The sequence below is a fragment of the Bacillus sp. BML-BC051 genome, assembly GCF_019656175.1.
In the GTDB taxonomy this organism is placed as follows: Bacteria; Bacillota; Bacilli; order Bacillales; family Bacillaceae_G; genus Bacillus_A; species Bacillus_A mobilis.
This window is the reverse complement of record NZ_BPLI01000078.1, coordinates 59096-75754: the sequence shown is the minus strand read 5'-3', so window position 1 is coordinate 75754 and position 16659 is coordinate 59096. Positions and strand designations below refer to the sequence as shown.

Here is a 16659-nt window from a genome sequence, read left to right as displayed (position 1 = left end):
AGGATGGAGCGAGTTATAGAAATACCGAAAGAATTTCGGTGCTTACCATTTTTTAAAGAAAGTATAGATTCGATTGCGTATCATACAGAACAATCTTTTGAAGAAATCATACAAAATACTTACTTTATATATGACATGGAAAGACAATATGAGCCGTGGAGTGAAATTGAAAATAGTATTCCTGTACTGTTAAAAGTGTGGAAAAGTAAGTATGAAGACATTGCTACACTATTTCGAAACAGAAATAAGCAAGAAGTCGAAGGTCCAATGATTCTTTTTGCGGCACATTTGTTATCGATTGTATATTGGCTAAATGAGCAACCTGTTCATAGTTTGAATGAACTGAAAGCTTATACGAGTAATTTAGAAGTACAACCAGTTAATTTTATGGAGCGATATTCGTTCATTATAAAGAAACCGAATAATTATCATTCCTATATTCAGTTAGCGCAGTTGTATATTGAAATAGAAAAGCTATACGTAAAGAAAATGATAACAAAAAAGAAGTCCTTTTCTCGTTAAGAGAAAGGACTTCTTTTTTTGTATTAAGACTCTGTTGTAACAACATTTCCGTCTGCGTGAGGTGTATCTCCTCCGGTATTTTGTTGTTGTTCTTGTTGCTTGTGTTGTTCTTCTTCAGCTTTTTTTCTAGCAGCCTCTTCTTCAGCTTTCTTTCTAGCAGCTTCTTCTTCGGCTTTCTTTCTAGCGGCTTCTTCTTCAGCAGCTTTTTTCTGAGCTTCTTCTTGTTGTTTACGTTGTTGTTCTTGTTGCTGTTGTTGCTCTTGTTGTTTACGCTGTTCTTCAGCAGCCTTTTTCTGAGCTTCTTCTTGTTTTAGTTTATCTTCATTAGCTTTTTTCTTAGCTTCCTCATCAGCTTTTTTCTTAGCTTCTTCGTCAGCCTTCTTCTTAGCCTCTTCTTCAGCTTTCTTTGGGTCCGGAGTTCCGCCAGGTGCAGTGAAGGATGCACCAACTGCAGGGCTTGTTCCAGTACCTTTTTTCGCTACTACAGAGAAGCTGTAAGTAACGCCTGGTTTAATACCACCAAGAGTAGCTTGCGTACCACTTATTGATAGGCTACCACTTGAACCGTCAGTCGCTTTATAGCTTGCTGCATACGCATCAACTTCTGCTGGTCCAGACCAGTTTAGTGTAACTGTGCTAGCACCATCGAAAGTGACATTAAGACCACTAGGTGCGTCTACTTTAATTTGTTTAACTGCATCTTTCTTAGCACCTTTTACGTACAATTCTTCATTTAGCTCTTGTACAGAAGAAGGGCGTTCGAAACGAGATTTATCTGTAGCGAATTTGCTCATCATTACTTGGAACATTTGTTGCGCAATTCTAGTAGAGCGATCGCCAATGTAATTTTCTGGGCCATCTTTTTCGTAACCAGTCCACACCGCCATTGTATATTGCGGTGAATATCCAGCGAACCAGCTATCTCTGTTTGCATCAGCTGGGATGCCATATTTTTTAATAACGTCTTCATCAAAGTTTTGTGTTCCTGTTTTACCTGCTACGTCTATACCTGAAACGTATGCTGTTGGACCTGTACCACCAGAACCAGGTCTTACTACGTCACGAAGAACGTCAGTCACCATGTAAGCTGTATAGTCGTGCATTGCGCGTTCTTCTTTCGGTTTAAAGTTTTTCTTTTTCCCGTCTGGGAAGATGACTTCTTTTACGAAGTGAGGCTTATTATAGACACCGTCATTACCAAATGCGGCATATGCTCCTGCTAATTGTAAAGGAGAACTATCGTTACTACCGATAGCTGTTGATTCATACGTTTTTCCGTCTTTAAATGTCATACCCAAACCTTCAGCAAACGCTTGTGACTTAGGAAGACCAACCGCTTGGGCTGTCTTTAAAGCAGGAATGTTTAATGATTTTTTCAAAGCTTCACGTAGTGAAACGTCACCTTTGTAACTATTTGTTGCATTTCGTATTTTTTTACCATTGGAATACGTATATTCTGAGTCATTTAATTGATGGTATGTAGACCATTGTAAATTCTCAATTGCTGGACCGTAGTCGAAAATTGGTTTCATTGTTGAACCAACTTGGCGTTTTAAATCAATAGCCATATTATGACCTTTGAAAGTAGATTTACTTTCTTTACGCCCAGCTCCAATTGCTCGAACTTCTCCAGACTGTGTATCCATAAATACGAATGATCCTTGGAATTGATCGTTCGGATACTTAATAAGATTGCCATCCATAATCTTGTCTGCGTAATCTTGAGCATCTTGATCAAGTGTTGTATGGATCGTTAAACCATCTGAACCGATATTTATATCGGGATATTCTTTTTCAACTTCTTTTACAACAGCATCTAAAAATGCTTGATACTTCATCTCAGTTACTTCTGAAGACGGTTGAAGACCCTCAGTTACAGGGATTTTCATTGCGTTATTCATTTCATCTTTTGTTATATAACCATGTCGATTCATTAATGATAATACGACGTTACGACGTTGTGTAGCTCGTTCAACGTTGTCTTTTTTTGTTGGATCATAAATATTAGGACCTTGGGGTAAACCTGCAAGCATTGCAGCTTCATGTAACTGTAAGTCTTTTAAATCTTTGTCATAATATTTTTTGGCTGCTGTTGCAATACCGTACGAACGGTTACCTAAGTTAATCTTATTTAAGTACATTTCTAAGATCTCATGTTTAGAGTATTGTTGCTCTAATTTGTAAGATAGGTACCATTCTTGTACTTTTCTCTTTGCAGTTTTGTCCATCGTTAGAAAATAGTTTTTGACTACTTGTTGTGTAATCGTACTACCACCTTGAGATCCGAATCCTCCAGTGACATTTTCCATAACTGCTTTTGTCGTTCGTTTAAAATCAATTCCATTATGATCATAGAAACGTGAATCCTCAGTTGCAAGGAATGCATTTTCAACTACCTTTGGAATTTGATCATACGTAACGTGGGTTCGTTTTTCAGCACCGTATTCATAGAAAAAGTTCCCATTTTTATCAAGAAACTTTGTTGATAAAGGATTGACCAGTTTTGATTTGTCTAATTTTGGAGCGTCCTTCACCATAACAAAGAAAGCGGAAACGCTAGCTACAAGACCAACGATACCAAGAAGTAGACAACCTATAAGGAATTTTTTAAAAAAGGAGCCTTTTTTCTTTGGTTTTTTCTCTTTATTTGTTTCTTGCTTTTGATTTTTTACATGATTTCGTTCTGTACGAGAACGATAATTATCTGACATTATACTTTCTCCTACCTTTCATTCTCTCCCCCAAAAGTCGAAAAAAGAGCCTTAGTGATGACTCTATCACGAAAAATAAACCGTGTCTAGTACACGGATATAATCAATCCGAGGGTGATAACCGCATGATAATAAAGATCCATGCTCTTCTATTTCTTCTTTCGTAATTGATTTTCGTCCACCAGTATTTTGACGATTCCAAAATGCAATAATATGTTTTGCATCTAATAAATAAAGTTCATCAAAAAGTGTAAATTTAATAATAACAAATGCAATCCCATTATGAGCAATTACTTGCTTCATATGTTCAATTTGATGAAGGTGGAAGTTTTGAAGTGGAAAGCTGGTTTTATTTTTTGTTTCTTTCGCTTCAAAATCGATGTATTTCCCTTTATATACACCGTTGTAATCTGTTGTAGAAGGTTGTTTAAAATACGCTTCTTTTACCACTGCAGCACTTCGAGCGGGGTAATCTACTTTTACAATTTGAAGAGGGGTGGGTTTTTTATGTACACATGCAATATTATGGGTTAAGTAATATTCATTTGTTTCATTTAATTCCTCTTCAAGGGACATACCTCTATTACTATAAGTATGTTTTTTAATTGGTGTTTTATGAGGTTGTGAAGCTTGATTGTACCGTTTTCCATTTGGGTAACGAATGGTCATAGTGTGTCCACTCCCAACTTGTTAAGAATTACTTACAAAGGTGATTATAACAAAAAATGAAAAAAGATGTGACCTTTTTGAAGAAAGGTATGATGACTGGCTCATGTTTACATGGAATGATTATAAAAAAATTGAACAATATCGTAAAAATATGGTTTGTACAGAAGAAGAAAAAACAATCGTTTACAACATTAAGAGGGAAATAGAAATAGCTAATATGGACAACATTTCTCGAACGCAGTCCTATCAAGAATATTATGTAAGAAATAGTGAAATTAGGTGGGCTTTTTTAGCAAGTATGGTCTCGAGAAATGCGGGATGGAATATGACTGATTTAAAAGGGAGGTATTATGCTACTGTTTTATCTCAAACAGTAAAAAAACATTTGTTTCTGACTTATGAAGAAGCGAATTGGATTATTTTTTTAGATGCATTTCCTCAGCTATTGTTATACGAAGAAAGTAAGAGGAGACAGGTACCGCTATTCCATTTGTTACAATATTTCAACGTATCAATTTTTATGGAAAAAGAATGGATTTATTTTTGGGAGAAAAAAGATAGAAATAGGCTCATGACAGCGCTTATTATAAATGAGCAAAATAAAATTCAAAAACCAGTTATTGAGAATACATATTTTAAAAAACATGTATTTCATACTGCACTTTTTAAATTACAAGAAATGCTTCATATTAGTGCTGTTATTTTTCCAACAGTTGAAGGGAGGATGTATGGGTTTTCAGTTTATCAATTTGAAACGTTACAAAAGCGTATAGAACTAGGGAAAAAATTAGCGGATTTACTGTTTCATCCGAATTATAAAAGTTTATTCCATAGGTTTGCATTGCAAACTATACACACAGGATCAAGAGCAGATTATGAATGTTTTGTAAGAGAGGCTAGAAAATCTTGTACGCCAGTCCTTAGAGAGGTTTATCCTGTCGTCGCACATAAGGAAATAAGCATGAGAGATTGGTTTTGTAGAGATACGGAAATAAATGAGTTGTTTTTACTGGAAGAGTATAAGGGTGAAGTTGATATAACGGAATGGTATAAAAGAAAGAGGGAGCAAATCTATGTTGCTTCTATTGTAAATCGTTTTGTTAAAAGGATGGATGAGTTCGTGATATAATAGAAAAGAAGTCCCGTCTTCATAAATGAAGACGGGACTTCTTAATGTGAAGTAATCCTGCCATGTGTGTGAAAAATTTAATCTCAAAACGTAATGAACATAAGAGATTAAGGATGCTTCAGAAATTAGCTTTTTGTAAAAGTGCTAAAGTTTCACTTTATGTAGCAGGGAAGTTAGGACCATCTAACTTTGGATTGCCAGTCTCGGGTTTATTTTGTTTGTTTTGTTTTTTCTTTTTTTCGTTTTTGTTCTTTACCATTTCCATACACCTCCTTTTTGTATTGTTACCATTTCTATCAATGACATACAAAATGATTTCTTTGACGAATAACAACTAGTTTTGTCATGTGGGCAGGAGTGAGGAAGCATTCGGCGAAATTACATGACAAAGGAAAAGCAAAGAAGGGGGCGTTTTGTATATGGCGATGGTTCAGAAGGAAGATGTAATGAAAACAATGGATCAAATGTTAAGTTCTCTCGATTTGCTGGAAATGAATATAGGGATTAGAATGAATCATGCATTGAAAGATAAGAGTGAAAAAATATGCAATAAGATAGAAATAACAGAAATGCATATTGAACATATGGAAAACAAATTAGTGCATCACGAAGAAAAAGGGAATTGGGTGAAGGCATTTCAAAACGTCGTAGTGAGTGCATAATAAGGTGGGAATCAAATGAAGTATAAAGAATTGATACAATCTTCAGAAAAACTCATGCAGTATAATAATGAAGCGAATGTGAAAAAAAGAGAAATGATTGAGTATGATTTTTATAAGGATATGAAACCATTTGTAGATATGGTAGATGAGGAATTAAAAGTGTGGAAAGAATTAGCTTATAAATGGATTAAGGAAGAAAAACCGAAGTATATACATGTACAGCAAATTGATCAAGTGTACGATAATTTACAGACAAATGTATTGCAATGTTTTGTAAATAAGGGTAAAGGTAAGCGATTCTTTGAAACACATCAAGCCATTTCGTATACTTTGCAAAATATAATTGAGCAATGTAAGTAACAAGAGGGGAAACCCTCTTGTTTTTTTTTATGCTTCTGTCATTGTTGTAGGTTTTGTTGCACCGTTTATTTCTAATTCTTTTATTAATGTTCGATAATCTGAAATGCATATTTTCCCTTCGAGATACCAATGTCTCGCAAAGTCTAATAATTCATTTACATTCTCTGTATAATACCCCTTTTTTTGAGAAAACGCTTGTTTTAAATCCCCTAATACCATGTTGATTCCTCCCCCATGAGAATCTTCTTCTTCATTATCATAGCATGGAAGGGTTTTCTTTTTTAATTTTTTAAAAATTTAAACTTCCGACAAAAATAGACAGATACTCCTTCACACAAATTATTTTACAAGTACATATTATATATGTAGAAACTTATGTGAAGGAGGAGAGAATGCATGTTTCAACAATCTAACGTATATCAGCAATCTAATCCATATGCACAGCAAAATATGTACCAATATAATACGGATACATATTTACGGTATAATATGTATCCTTTCGAGCCTCATTATGGAAATCAAAATTATTACCAGCCATTTGAAGTGTCGTTTATGAACCAACCGCAACAACAGCAGCAACCCTATATGAATCCACAACAACCTTATATGGATCAACAGCAGCAGTCTTATATGAATTCGCAATACTATATGCCACCACCATCTCCCTATGGAAATCAACAAGCGATGTTTTATCCACCAAAACAACCATACCCGACGCAGAATAAACAAAAACAACAACAGCAACCGAGTCAATTTTCTAGTTTTGTTTCCCAATTTAAAAACTCAGATGGTAACTATGATGTAAATAAAATGATGAATACTGCTGGACAAATGATGAATGCGATGAATCAAGTGACAGGTATTGTAAAGCAAGTTGGAGGTTTTTTTGGTAAGTAATTTTGGAGGGTTGTCTATAAAAAGCATTACGTATAAAGCAGAAGGCTAGACAAATTTCCTTGGAATAAATGGGTATATATAACAAACGGCTTTCCCTCTCTTCTCATATTGTAAAGTGTAGTCAGATTTTTTTAACGAGAGAGGAGAGAAAAAACTATGCATCATTGTCATCCTTGTTTTGGAGGGCATAAGCCTGTAGGACCTATCTGTACAACTGCTCCTGTCATTCATCCGACGAAACAGTGTGTAACACATTCTTTTTCAACAACGGTGGTGCCACACATTTTCCCAACACATACAACACATGTACACCATCAACAAATTAAAAACCAAAACTTCTTCCCACAAACAAATTCAAATGTAAATGTTGTAGACCCGGCTGATCCAGGATTTGGCGGCGGATGTGGACCATGTGGTCATGGCCATCATGGCCATCACGTATCTCCATTTGGTCCAGGACCAAATGTATCTCCGTTTGGACCGAACGTATCACCATTTGGACCAAATGTATCGCCATTTTTACCAAACAATGTATCACCAGTAGGTCCGAATATTGGACCAAACGTTGGTGGAATGTTTAAAAAGTAAATGATATGTTAGAACTAGCGAAATGCTAGTTCTTTTTTTGTAATTGGAGTGTTGATATGAAAGTTATTGCTGTAACAGGATATAAGCCATTTGAACTTGGTATATTTAAAAATGATCATCCAGGGGTGGAATGTATAAAAAAAGCATTGCACCGAAAATTAACTACTTTTGTAGAAGAAGGTTTGGAATGGGTGATAATAAGTGGGCAGTTAGGGGTCGAATTATGGGCTGCTGAAGTTGTTTTTGACATTCAAGTAGAATATCCAGATTTAAAATTAGCGGTATTTACTCCGTTTTTAGAACAAGAAGAAAACTGGAAGGAAGATAACCGTGAATATTACGAATGTATTCTCTCTCAAGCAGACCATATTGATAGTATTACGAAACGGAAGTACGAAAGCCCAGAGCAATTTAAATTAAAAAATCAATTTTTTATTGAAAAAAGTGATGCACTTTTAGCTGTATATGATGAAGAAAAACCAGGGAGTCCTAAATATATTGTAGAAGCAGCAAAGAAAAAAGGAGAAATAGAAAATTATCACAGTTATTTTATTCTTTTTTCCGATTTACAAGATATAATAGAAGAGGAACAGTGGAATAATGCTGAGTAATATGTAATATAGTACTCGTATATATGATTGACAAAAGGCATTGTTTCTGAAAAAATTTAGGTAATGAAAGTTTTGGCAAAAATTTGAGGTGAAGAAAATGATTTCGGATAAAATTAAATTAACAGCGAAAGATATTTTAGAAAAAGAATTTAAAACAGGCATGAGAGGCTATCAACAAGAAGAAGTAGACAAGTTTCTTGATATGATCATTAAAGACTATGAAGCTTTCCACAAGGAGTTTGATCAATTAAAGCAACAAAATGCTCGTTTAAAGCGTGAATTAGAGGAGCAAAAATTAGTAGCAACGCAAGTGCCACAACAACCAGTTGTACAAACACCAGTTGCACAACCTGTATATAACAACACGAATACGGACATTTTAAAACGTCTATCTAATTTAGAAAAAGCTGTATTTGGAAGTAAGTTATACGAATAATTTCTAGTGGTAAAAAGGTTAAAGCATTTTACATAGAAAAAAACATTGCAAAATCTTTTTGTTTCCACTATACTAATGGATGTCATAACGTTTGGGTAATCGCTGCAACGCCAACGTTGTAGAGGAAAGTCCATGCTCGCACGGCCTGAGATGGCTGTAGTGTTCGTGCCTAGCCAATTCATAAGCTAGGGTATTCTGGCTGTAAGGCTGGTTTAACGGCAGGGAAAAAACCTAAGTCCTTTCGGATATGGTTTGACTACCTTTAAAGTGCCACAGTGACGAAGTCCTTGAAGAAATGATAGGAGTGGAACGAGGTAAACCCCACGAGCGAGAAACCCAAATAATGGTAGGGGAATCTTTTCCAAGGAAATGAACGATGGGAAAGGACAGGTTGTATAACCTGTAGATAGATGATTGCCACCGGAGTACGAGGCGTGGGCCGTTTGCAGTACAAAGGAACAGAACATGGCTTACAGAACGTTATGAACCAACTATGAAATAACTCAGCTCTCCTTTGTTAGAGGAGGGCTTTTTATTTGTATGAAGTTATAAATTATGAGTTAAAATGGTTAATGAGAAAATTTTTCGTAAAATGTAATGATTAATAGGACAAATTGCTATTAATTATTGTTTGACTATACATAAGAGGTGAATGCAAATGGGAAAAGTTACTTTAATTGCAACAGCGGCAATGGGTATTGAAGCATTAGTTGCCCGAGAAGTTCGTGATCTTGGTTATGAATGCCAAGTGGAAAACAGCAAAGTAACATTTGAAGCAGATGAAAAGGCGATTTGTCGCACGAACTTATGGTTACGTACTGCGGACCGTGTGAAAATTAAAGTTGGCGAATTCAAAGCGACAACATTTGATGAGCTGTTTGAAAAAACGAAAGCATTAAACTGGGGAGATTATATTCCAGAGAACGGAGAGTTCCCAGTAATCGGTAAATCATTAAAATCTGAGTTGTTCAGTGTTTCGGATTGCCAACGTATCGTTAAAAAAGCTGTCGTTGAAAAATTAAAAACAACATACAAACGTACAACTTGGTTTGAAGAAGATGGTCCGTTATTCCGTATTGAGATCGCAATGCTAAAGGATATTGCAACATTAACAATTGATGCAAGTGGTGTTGGACTTCATAAACGTGGATACCGTATGGATCAAGGGGAAGCTCCATTAAAAGAAACATTGGCTGCGTCTTTAATTAAGTTAACAAACTGGAAGCCAGATCGTCCTTTCGTGGATCCTTTCTGTGGATCAGGTACAATTCCAATTGAAGCAGCATTAATTGGACAAAATATCGCACCAGGATTTAACCGTGGCTTTGCATCAGATGAGTGGGGCTGGATTGGTAAACAAAACTGGCGTGAAGCTCGTCAAGAAGCTGAGGATTTAGCGAATTACAATCAACCACTACAAATCATTGGATCAGATATCGATCATCGTATGATCCGAGTTGCTCAAGATAACGCTGAAGAAGTAGGTTTAGGTGATTTAATCACATTTAAACAAATGCAAGTAAAAGATTTCACGACAAAAGAGGATTATGGCTATGTTGTAACGAATCCTCCATACGGAGAACGTTTAAGTGAAAAAGCACTCGTTGAACAATTGTACAAAGAAATGGGACAAGTATTCCGCCCATTAGACACATGGTCAGCGTATGTATTAACAAGTTACGAAGCATTTGAAAAATGTTACGGAAAAGATGCATCGAAGAAACGTAAACTGTTTAATGGATTTATCCGTACAGATTACTACCAATACTTCGGAAAACGTCCACCGCGTAACTCATAGTATAAAACTCCTCCAGCGCGCATATACTGGCTATTATGTAATGCGTAAAGGAGGACTTGATATGGATAGTTTCCAATTATCGATGATTCAAAAAGCTATTCATCGTACGTATGATGAGATCGGGAAAGAAGTGGGTAGCCAAGGTGCGATTGTAGATGAAATACAAAAAGCACAAGAAGAATATTTGTCAGCTCTTTCACACGAAACAGCGATTGATAAACGGTATTTAAAGTCATTAATATAGAAAAAAATTTTCCTTTTTCGAAAGGAAAATTTTTTTTCGTGTATTTCTATGTATGGCAACAGGGGAAAGTGGCTGCACACATATGAGTAGCAGTTGCTATATCTTTTTATAGAAAAACTTTTTGGTTGGAGGCTAAGGATGTTTACTGAGAAGAGATTACCATTTGAAGTAGGAAAACAAGATAATTTTTATGATAAGTTGAATGAATGGATTGGAGATGTGTTTTACGACATCCTTCCGGAAAAAGGCTTTGAAGAGCGTGATGAACAAATTTTTATGGCGTTTCAATTAGAGCGTGCTTTCCAAGAAAAGAAAGTAATGTTCGCAGAAGCGGGTGTAGGAACAGGGAAAACAATTGTATATCTTCTATATGCAATTTGCTATGCGCGTTATACTGGAAAACCAGCTATTATCGCTTGTGCTGATGAAACGTTAATTGAGCAGCTTGTGAAAGAAGAAGGGGACATTGCTAAGTTATCTGAAGCATTAGGGCTATCTGTTGATGTTAGACTTGCGAAATCAATGGATAATTATTTATGTTTACGTAAACTTGAAGATGTTATGAGTGGACGAGCTCCAGAAGTAATTGAAGATGTATACTACGAATTACCGCAGTTTGTATTCGATCATGGTACGATGCAAAACTTTACTCACTACGGTGACAGAAAAGAATTTCCACTTTTAAATGATGAGGAATGGTCAAAAGTAAATTGGGACTACTTCCAAGATTGCTTCACTTGTGATTCTCGTCATCGTTGTGGTCAAACTCTTTCTCGTGAGCATTATCGTAAAGCAGCAGATTTAATTATTTGTTCTCAAGATTTCTATATGGATCATATTTGGACGTATGATGCACGTAAACGTGAAGGGCAAATTCCGTTATTACCAGAAAGTAGCTGCGTTGTATTTGATGAAGGACATCTTGTAGAATATGCAGCTCAAAAAGCTTTAACGTATCGTTTAAAGCAAACGATGATGGAGCAACTTTTAACAAGATTATTGCAAAACGATATTCGTGAAGAGTTTGCGCATTTAGTAGAAGAAACAATTTGGCAAACAGAGCGATTCTTTGATGTGTTACAAGAAAATAAAAAAGAAATTGCCGGTTCTGATCGTTTAGAAATTACTGTGACAGAAAAAGTAACTGCTGAAGCGAAGCGACTTTATGCGAAAATTGGTGAAGTCGGCGATGCATTAGTATTTGAAAGTGAAATGCATACAGTAAACACGTATGATTTAAATATCGTTGATGAACATTTAGATGTATTAGAGCATTCACTTCGTCTGTTCATGCACGAGAAAAATGTAATTACATGGGGTGAAGAAGGTGATGGAGCCTTCACGTTAGTGATTATGCCACGTGCAGTAGAAGAAGTATTACAAGAGAAAGTATTCTCGAAGAAAATCCCGTATATTTTCTCTTCTGCTACATTATCTAATAACGATTCATTCGCATTTACAGCAAATAGCCTAGGGGTAAAAGATTACTTATCATTCTCAGTTGCCTCACCGTTTGATTATGAGGAGCAAATGGCAGTAAACTTACTATCGCATACGAAAGAAAATGAATGGGAAAGAAAGTGTCAATATACACTTGAAAATATACAGAAAACAAATGGACGTACACTTGTATTATTCCGTACAACACAAGAACTTGCAGCGTTTAAAGAATATGTTAGTAAAGAACAAATGTCAGTTCCGTTCCTATATGAAGGGGATCAAGAAATTAGTCAGCTCGTTTCTCGTTTCCAAAATGAAGAAGAGACTGTACTTTGTGCCGTTCATTTATGGGAAGGTTTAGATATTCCTGGTTCATCATTATCTCATGTTATCATTTGGTCATTACCATTCCCTCCAAACGATCCAGTGTTTGAAGCGAAGCGTAAACATGTAAATGATCCATTCTGGGATGTAGATGTACCATATATGATTTTACGTCTTCGTCAAGGGATTGGGCGTTTAATTCGTACGAGCGACGATAAAGGTGCTATATCAATCTTCTTATCTGATACAGAAGATGAGAAAGTGATAGAAGCGGTGAAAAACGTACTACCAGTAGAAGGTAAAGAATTATAAGGAGAAAGCTTGGCGCTTGCCAAGCTTTTTTTCTATTATAAAAGGAATTTAGATTTCCATGTCGAATTAAGTTTGAGGTAGAAAAGGGAGGTTTTATACGATGACAGTAGCTACATATGAAGTAGAAAAACAATTTTTAACATATGTGAAAAAGATACAAAATTACGGAGAAGCATTAAGCTTAATGTTTTGGGACTTAAGAACAGGTGCGCCTAAAAAAGGTGTAGACCAGCGTTCGGAAGTAATTGGTATGCTTTCATCAGAAGTATTTGTAATGTCGACTTCAGATGAGATGGGGAACTATTTAACAGAACTTGAAGCTTTAATACGTGAAGATAAGCTTTCTGAAACGACGAAGAAAATGGTTGAAGAATGTCGTAAAGAATATGATAGAAATAAAAAAATTCCACAAGCGGAATATGAAGCATATGTGAAATTAGAAGCGAAAGCGGAAAGTGTGTGGGAAGAAGCTCGCGAAAAATCCGATTTCGAAATGTTCCGTCCTTATTTAGAACAAATAGTTGAATTTAAAAAGAAGTTCATTACATATTGGGGTTACGAAACATATAAATATAATACATTATTAGATATGTATGAGCCAGGTATTACAGTAGAAGTGTTAGATCATGTATTTGGTCAACTTCGTGAGCGTATCGTTCCGCTCGTAAAAGAAATATCGGAATCGCAAAAGAGATTAAAGACAAGTGCTTTATCAGAATATTTTTCAAAAGAAAAACAAAAGAATTTTACATTAGAGCTATTAAAGCAATTAAATTATGACTTTGAAGCAGGTCGTCTTGATGAAACGGTACATCCATTTGAGATTACATTAAATAGAGGGGACGTTCGTATTACAACACGCTATGATGAAAAAGATTTCCGTATGGCAGTGTTTGGAACAATTCATGAATGTGGCCATGCTGTATATGAACAAAATATTGCAGAGAAATTCGAAGGTACACCGCTATGTAGTGGAACTTCTATGGGTATTCATGAGTCACAATCATTATTCTTTGAGAACTTTATCGGTCGTAATAAATCATTCTGGAAGAAAAATTATGATTTATTAAAAGAGTATAGCGATGGTCAATTCAATGATATATCGGTAGACGAGTTTTATGATGCGATTAACGAATCGAAGCCATCATTCATTCGTATAGAAGCAGATGAGCTTACATATCCGCTTCACGTCATGGTTCGTTATGAACTTGAGAAAGAATTATTTGATGGTACATTACAAGTGAAGGATTTGCCAGCGGCTTGGAATGATAAGATGGAAGCATATTTAGGAATTCGTCCGGAAAGCGATGCACAAGGTGTATTGCAAGATGTTCACTGGGCTGGTGGTTCATTTGGATACTTCCCATCTTATGCGCTTGGTTATATGTATGCAGCGCAATTTAAGCAAAGAATGTTAAAAGACATTCCGAACTTTGATGCATTATTAGAAGAAGGAAATGTAACACCAATTCGTGAATGGTTAACAGAAAATATTCACCAATACGGTAAAACGAAAAAGCCACTTGAAATTTTAAAAGATGTGACAGGTGAAGGGTTAAATGCAAACTACTTAGCGGATTATTTAGAAGCGAAGTATAAAGAAATTTATGAGTTATAAAAAAGAGCTGCTTAATTGCAGCTCCTTTTTTAAAGGGGATGGAAGAATGACTTATACATATACAGTAATGACGCAAGAAGAAGCAGAAGAAATTGCATATAACTGGCATTATGAAGGGAAATATTCCTTTTACGATATAGAGGCAGATGAAGAAGATTTAGCTGAGTTTTTAGCGGGAGACAGTAGAGGGGATCATACATTTTCTGTGAAGGAAAATGGCGCTCTAATTGGTTTTTTAACTGTTTGTAAAATAAGTGATGGAGCGGTTGATATAGGTCTTGGAATGAAACCTGATATAACTGGAAATGGATTTGGATTACAGTTCATAAAAGCTGGACTAGCTTTTAGTAAAGAACAATATGGTTGCAATTATATAACATTATCAGTAGCGACATTTAATGAGAGAGCAATCAAAGTGTATAAAAGAGCAGGATTTGAAGCAGTTGGGACGTTTGTCCAGAAGACGAATGGTAGTTGTTTTGAGTTTTTGAGGATGAGTTATATATGTAAAAATAACTAAAAAACAGAGGGGGTCTTCTGTTTTTTTATTTTGATTTAAAAATATATGATACATATTTTTGTACTTGTTGTAATTGGGAGTTTTGAAATTTTGACAGGGGATGTGTATGATTGAACTTTAGTAGCAAATAGTAGTTTAGCAAGGAGAGGTAGCATGGTTACAATTAAAACGAAAAATGAAATAGATTTGATGCACGAATCAGGGGAATTACTTGCTTCATGTCATAGGGAAATTGCGAAAATGATGAAACCAGGTATTACGACAAAAGAAATTGATACGTTTGTTGAAGCATATTTAGAAAAGCATGGTGCGACATCCGAACAAAAAGGTTACAACGGGTATCCATATGCGATATGTGCATCTGTAAACGATGAAATGTGTCATGGGTTTCCAGCCGATATTCCTTTAACTGAGGGCGATATTGTAACAATTGACATGGTAGTAAACTTAAATGGTGGTCTTTCAGATTCTGCTTGGACGTATAGAGTTGGAAAAGTTTCTGATGAAGCAGAAAGGTTATTAGTAGTAGCTGAGAATGCTTTGTATAAAGGGATTGACCAGGCAGTAATCGGTAATCATGTAGGGGACATTGGCTATGCAATTGAAAGTTATGTAGCGAATGAAGGTTTTTCTGTTGCAAGAGACTTTACAGGACACGGGATCGGTAAAGAGATTCATGAAGAACCAGCAATTTTTCATTTTGGTAAACAAGGACAAGGACCTGAGCTACAAGAAGGAATGGTAATTACAATTGAGCCCATTGTAAATGTAGGCATGCGCTATTCTAAAGTAGATTTAAATGGATGGACTGCAAGAACGATGGACGGTAAATTATCAGCTCAATATGAGCATACAATTGCGATTACAAAAGATGGTCCAATCATTTTAACGACACTTTGAAATAATATGTAAGAGTTTACAAAAATCGAACGAAAATGATATTTTTATAAAATTTGTACGTGTTTTGTTAATAAATGCTTTTCAAAGTATAAAAAGTGCGTTATAATCCATCTATAAAATAAATAGTTAGCTACACTCATATAATCGCGGGGATATGGCCTGCAAGTTTCTACCGAAGTACCGTAAATACTTTGACTATGAGTGAGGACGAATATATTTGCTTGTTTAGCATTCTTTTTTGCGAAACTCCAAAAGCGCGTCTCTCACTTGTAACGAGTGGTGGCGGCTTTTGGAGTTTTTTATTGCATAAGAGGGGGAACAAACATGAAAGTATTACAAGAAAAGATTTTGAACGAAGGAAAGGTTTTATCTGGTGACGTATTAAAGGTAGATGCATTTTTAAATCATCAAATTGACCCAGTACTTATGCAAGAGATCGGAAAAGAATTTGCTAACCGTTTTAAAGAAGAGAACATTACAAAAATCGTGACGATTGAATCTTCAGGCATTGCACCAGCAGTTATGGCTGCATTAGAGCTTGGTGTAAAAGTAATCTTTGCAAGAAAACGTAAATCGTTAACGTTACAAGATAATATGTACGTTGCAAACGTATACTCATTTACGAAACAAGAAACGAATGAAATTTCATTATCTCGAAATCATATCGATGAAACGGATCGTGTTTTAATTATCGATGACTTTTTAGCAAACGGTCAGGCTGCTTTAGGTTTAATGAGTTTAGTAGAGCAAGCAGGAGCAAGTATTGCAGGTATTGGTATTGTTATTGAAAAAGCATTTCAAGATGGAGGAAAGAAGCTTCGTGAGCAAGGAGTTCGTGTTGAGTCACTAGCAGAAATTGCATCACTTGATAACGGCACAGTTACATTTGTACAGCATGAAACTGCGGAGGTGAAATAA

Annotated in this window: 19 protein-coding genes, 1 other RNA gene and 1 riboswitch; of the genes, 16 read left to right on the top strand and 4 right to left on the bottom strand. The window is 35.6% G+C overall.

The annotated features are described in order from the left end of the window. The first annotated feature begins 3 nt into the window (after positions 1-3). Positions 4-522, top strand: a complete 519-nt coding sequence (locus K5S59_RS26305) for a YpoC family protein (protein WP_000442663.1) — start codon at positions 4-6, stop codon at positions 520-522. Positions 523-545: 23 nt separating this feature from the next. On the opposite strand, the gene K5S59_RS26300 is transcribed toward K5S59_RS26305, so the two are convergent. Together K5S59_RS26300 and recU are read right to left on the bottom strand one after the other, a co-directional pair. Next, a complete protein-coding gene (locus K5S59_RS26300) occupies positions 546-3233 on the bottom strand; it encodes a PBP1A family penicillin-binding protein (RefSeq protein WP_001283123.1) in 2688 nt (895 codons plus the stop codon). Between the two features lie 66 nt (positions 3234-3299). Then, the gene (recU, locus tag K5S59_RS26295; protein ID WP_000155592.1) at positions 3300-3902 is read right to left on the bottom strand and encodes a Holliday junction resolvase RecU; all 603 of its coding nucleotides are present in this window, start codon (positions 3900-3902) and stop codon (positions 3300-3302) included. Between the two features lie 103 nt (positions 3903-4005). Between recU and K5S59_RS26290 the strand changes: the two genes are divergently transcribed. Beyond that, entirely contained in the window at positions 4006-5031 is a 1026-nt protein-coding gene (locus K5S59_RS26290; RefSeq protein ID WP_033656307.1) for a DUF2515 domain-containing protein, read from the top strand. Between the two features lie 157 nt (positions 5032-5188). On the opposite strand, the gene K5S59_RS30345 is transcribed toward K5S59_RS26290, so the two are convergent. Next, positions 5189-5365 carry a phage portal protein gene (locus tag K5S59_RS30345; protein ID WP_080000094.1) on the bottom strand — a complete coding sequence of 59 codons (177 nt, stop codon included), beginning with the start codon at positions 5363-5365 and terminating at the stop codon, positions 5189-5191. 85 nt (positions 5366-5450) lie between these two features. Here K5S59_RS30345 and K5S59_RS26285 point away from each other — a divergent pair, with 85 nt between their 5' ends. Both K5S59_RS26285 and K5S59_RS26280 read left to right on the top strand, forming a co-directional pair. Beyond that, entirely contained in the window at positions 5451-5693 is a 243-nt protein-coding gene (locus K5S59_RS26285; protein ID WP_001252039.1) for a hypothetical protein, read from the top strand. A gap of 15 nt (positions 5694-5708) precedes the next feature. Beyond that, on the top strand, positions 5709-6053 hold the full coding sequence (locus K5S59_RS26280; protein WP_000875384.1) for a YppE family protein: 345 nt from the start codon (positions 5709-5711) through the stop codon (positions 6051-6053). A 27-nt stretch (positions 6054-6080) separates the two neighbouring features. Here K5S59_RS26280 and K5S59_RS26275 read toward each other — a convergent pair whose 3' ends face one another. Then, positions 6081-6272: a YppF family protein gene (locus tag K5S59_RS26275; protein WP_000242661.1), complete on the bottom strand. Its 192-nt coding sequence runs from the start codon at positions 6270-6272 to the stop codon at positions 6081-6083. 177 nt (positions 6273-6449) lie between these two features. Between K5S59_RS26275 and K5S59_RS26270 the strand changes: the two genes are divergently transcribed. From K5S59_RS26270 to K5S59_RS26215, 12 genes are all read left to right on the top strand, one after another. After that, the gene (locus K5S59_RS26270) at positions 6450-6950 is read left to right on the top strand and encodes a YppG family protein (RefSeq protein ID WP_000487710.1); all 501 of its coding nucleotides are present in this window, start codon (positions 6450-6452) and stop codon (positions 6948-6950) included. A 156-nt stretch (positions 6951-7106) separates the two neighbouring features. Further along, positions 7107-7538, top strand: coding sequence for a CotD family spore coat protein (locus tag K5S59_RS26265; RefSeq protein WP_000546278.1), 432 nt, complete (start codon positions 7107-7109; stop codon positions 7536-7538). A gap of 56 nt (positions 7539-7594) precedes the next feature. Further along, complete coding sequence (locus K5S59_RS26260; protein ID WP_000862918.1) at positions 7595-8149, top strand: SLOG family protein; 555 nt, start codon at positions 7595-7597, stop codon at positions 8147-8149. Between the two features lie 97 nt (positions 8150-8246). After that, positions 8247-8585 carry a cell division regulator GpsB gene (gpsB, locus tag K5S59_RS26255; RefSeq protein WP_000622425.1) on the top strand — a complete coding sequence of 113 codons (339 nt, stop codon included), beginning with the start codon at positions 8247-8249 and terminating at the stop codon, positions 8583-8585. 87 nt (positions 8586-8672) lie between these two features. Further along, positions 8673-9063, top strand: an RNA gene (rnpB, locus tag K5S59_RS26250) — RNase P RNA component class B. Positions 9064-9243: 180 nt separating this feature from the next. Further along, positions 9244-10383, top strand: a complete 1140-nt coding sequence (locus K5S59_RS26245) for a THUMP domain-containing class I SAM-dependent RNA methyltransferase (protein WP_000521222.1) — start codon at positions 9244-9246, stop codon at positions 10381-10383. A gap of 61 nt (positions 10384-10444) precedes the next feature. Next, positions 10445-10627: a DUF3921 domain-containing protein gene (locus K5S59_RS26240; RefSeq protein ID WP_000376890.1), complete on the top strand. Its 183-nt coding sequence runs from the start codon at positions 10445-10447 to the stop codon at positions 10625-10627. 138 nt (positions 10628-10765) lie between these two features. After that, positions 10766-12703: an ATP-dependent DNA helicase gene (locus K5S59_RS26235; RefSeq protein WP_000493698.1), complete on the top strand. Its 1938-nt coding sequence runs from the start codon at positions 10766-10768 to the stop codon at positions 12701-12703. Positions 12704-12803: 100 nt separating this feature from the next. After that, positions 12804-14321, top strand: a complete 1518-nt coding sequence (ypwA, locus tag K5S59_RS26230; protein ID WP_120449761.1) for a carboxypeptidase — start codon at positions 12804-12806, stop codon at positions 14319-14321. 46 nt (positions 14322-14367) lie between these two features. Further along, on the top strand, positions 14368-14841 hold the full coding sequence (locus K5S59_RS26225; protein WP_000222796.1) for a GNAT family N-acetyltransferase: 474 nt from the start codon (positions 14368-14370) through the stop codon (positions 14839-14841). A gap of 153 nt (positions 14842-14994) precedes the next feature. Continuing rightward, positions 14995-15741, top strand: a complete 747-nt coding sequence (locus K5S59_RS26220) for a type I methionyl aminopeptidase (protein ID WP_000256350.1) — start codon at positions 14995-14997, stop codon at positions 15739-15741. Positions 15742-15857: 116 nt separating this feature from the next. Continuing rightward, a riboswitch (purine riboswitch) is annotated at positions 15858-15959 on the top strand. A gap of 106 nt (positions 15960-16065) precedes the next feature. After that, a complete protein-coding gene (locus K5S59_RS26215) occupies positions 16066-16659 on the top strand; it encodes a xanthine phosphoribosyltransferase (protein WP_000866498.1) in 594 nt (197 codons plus the stop codon).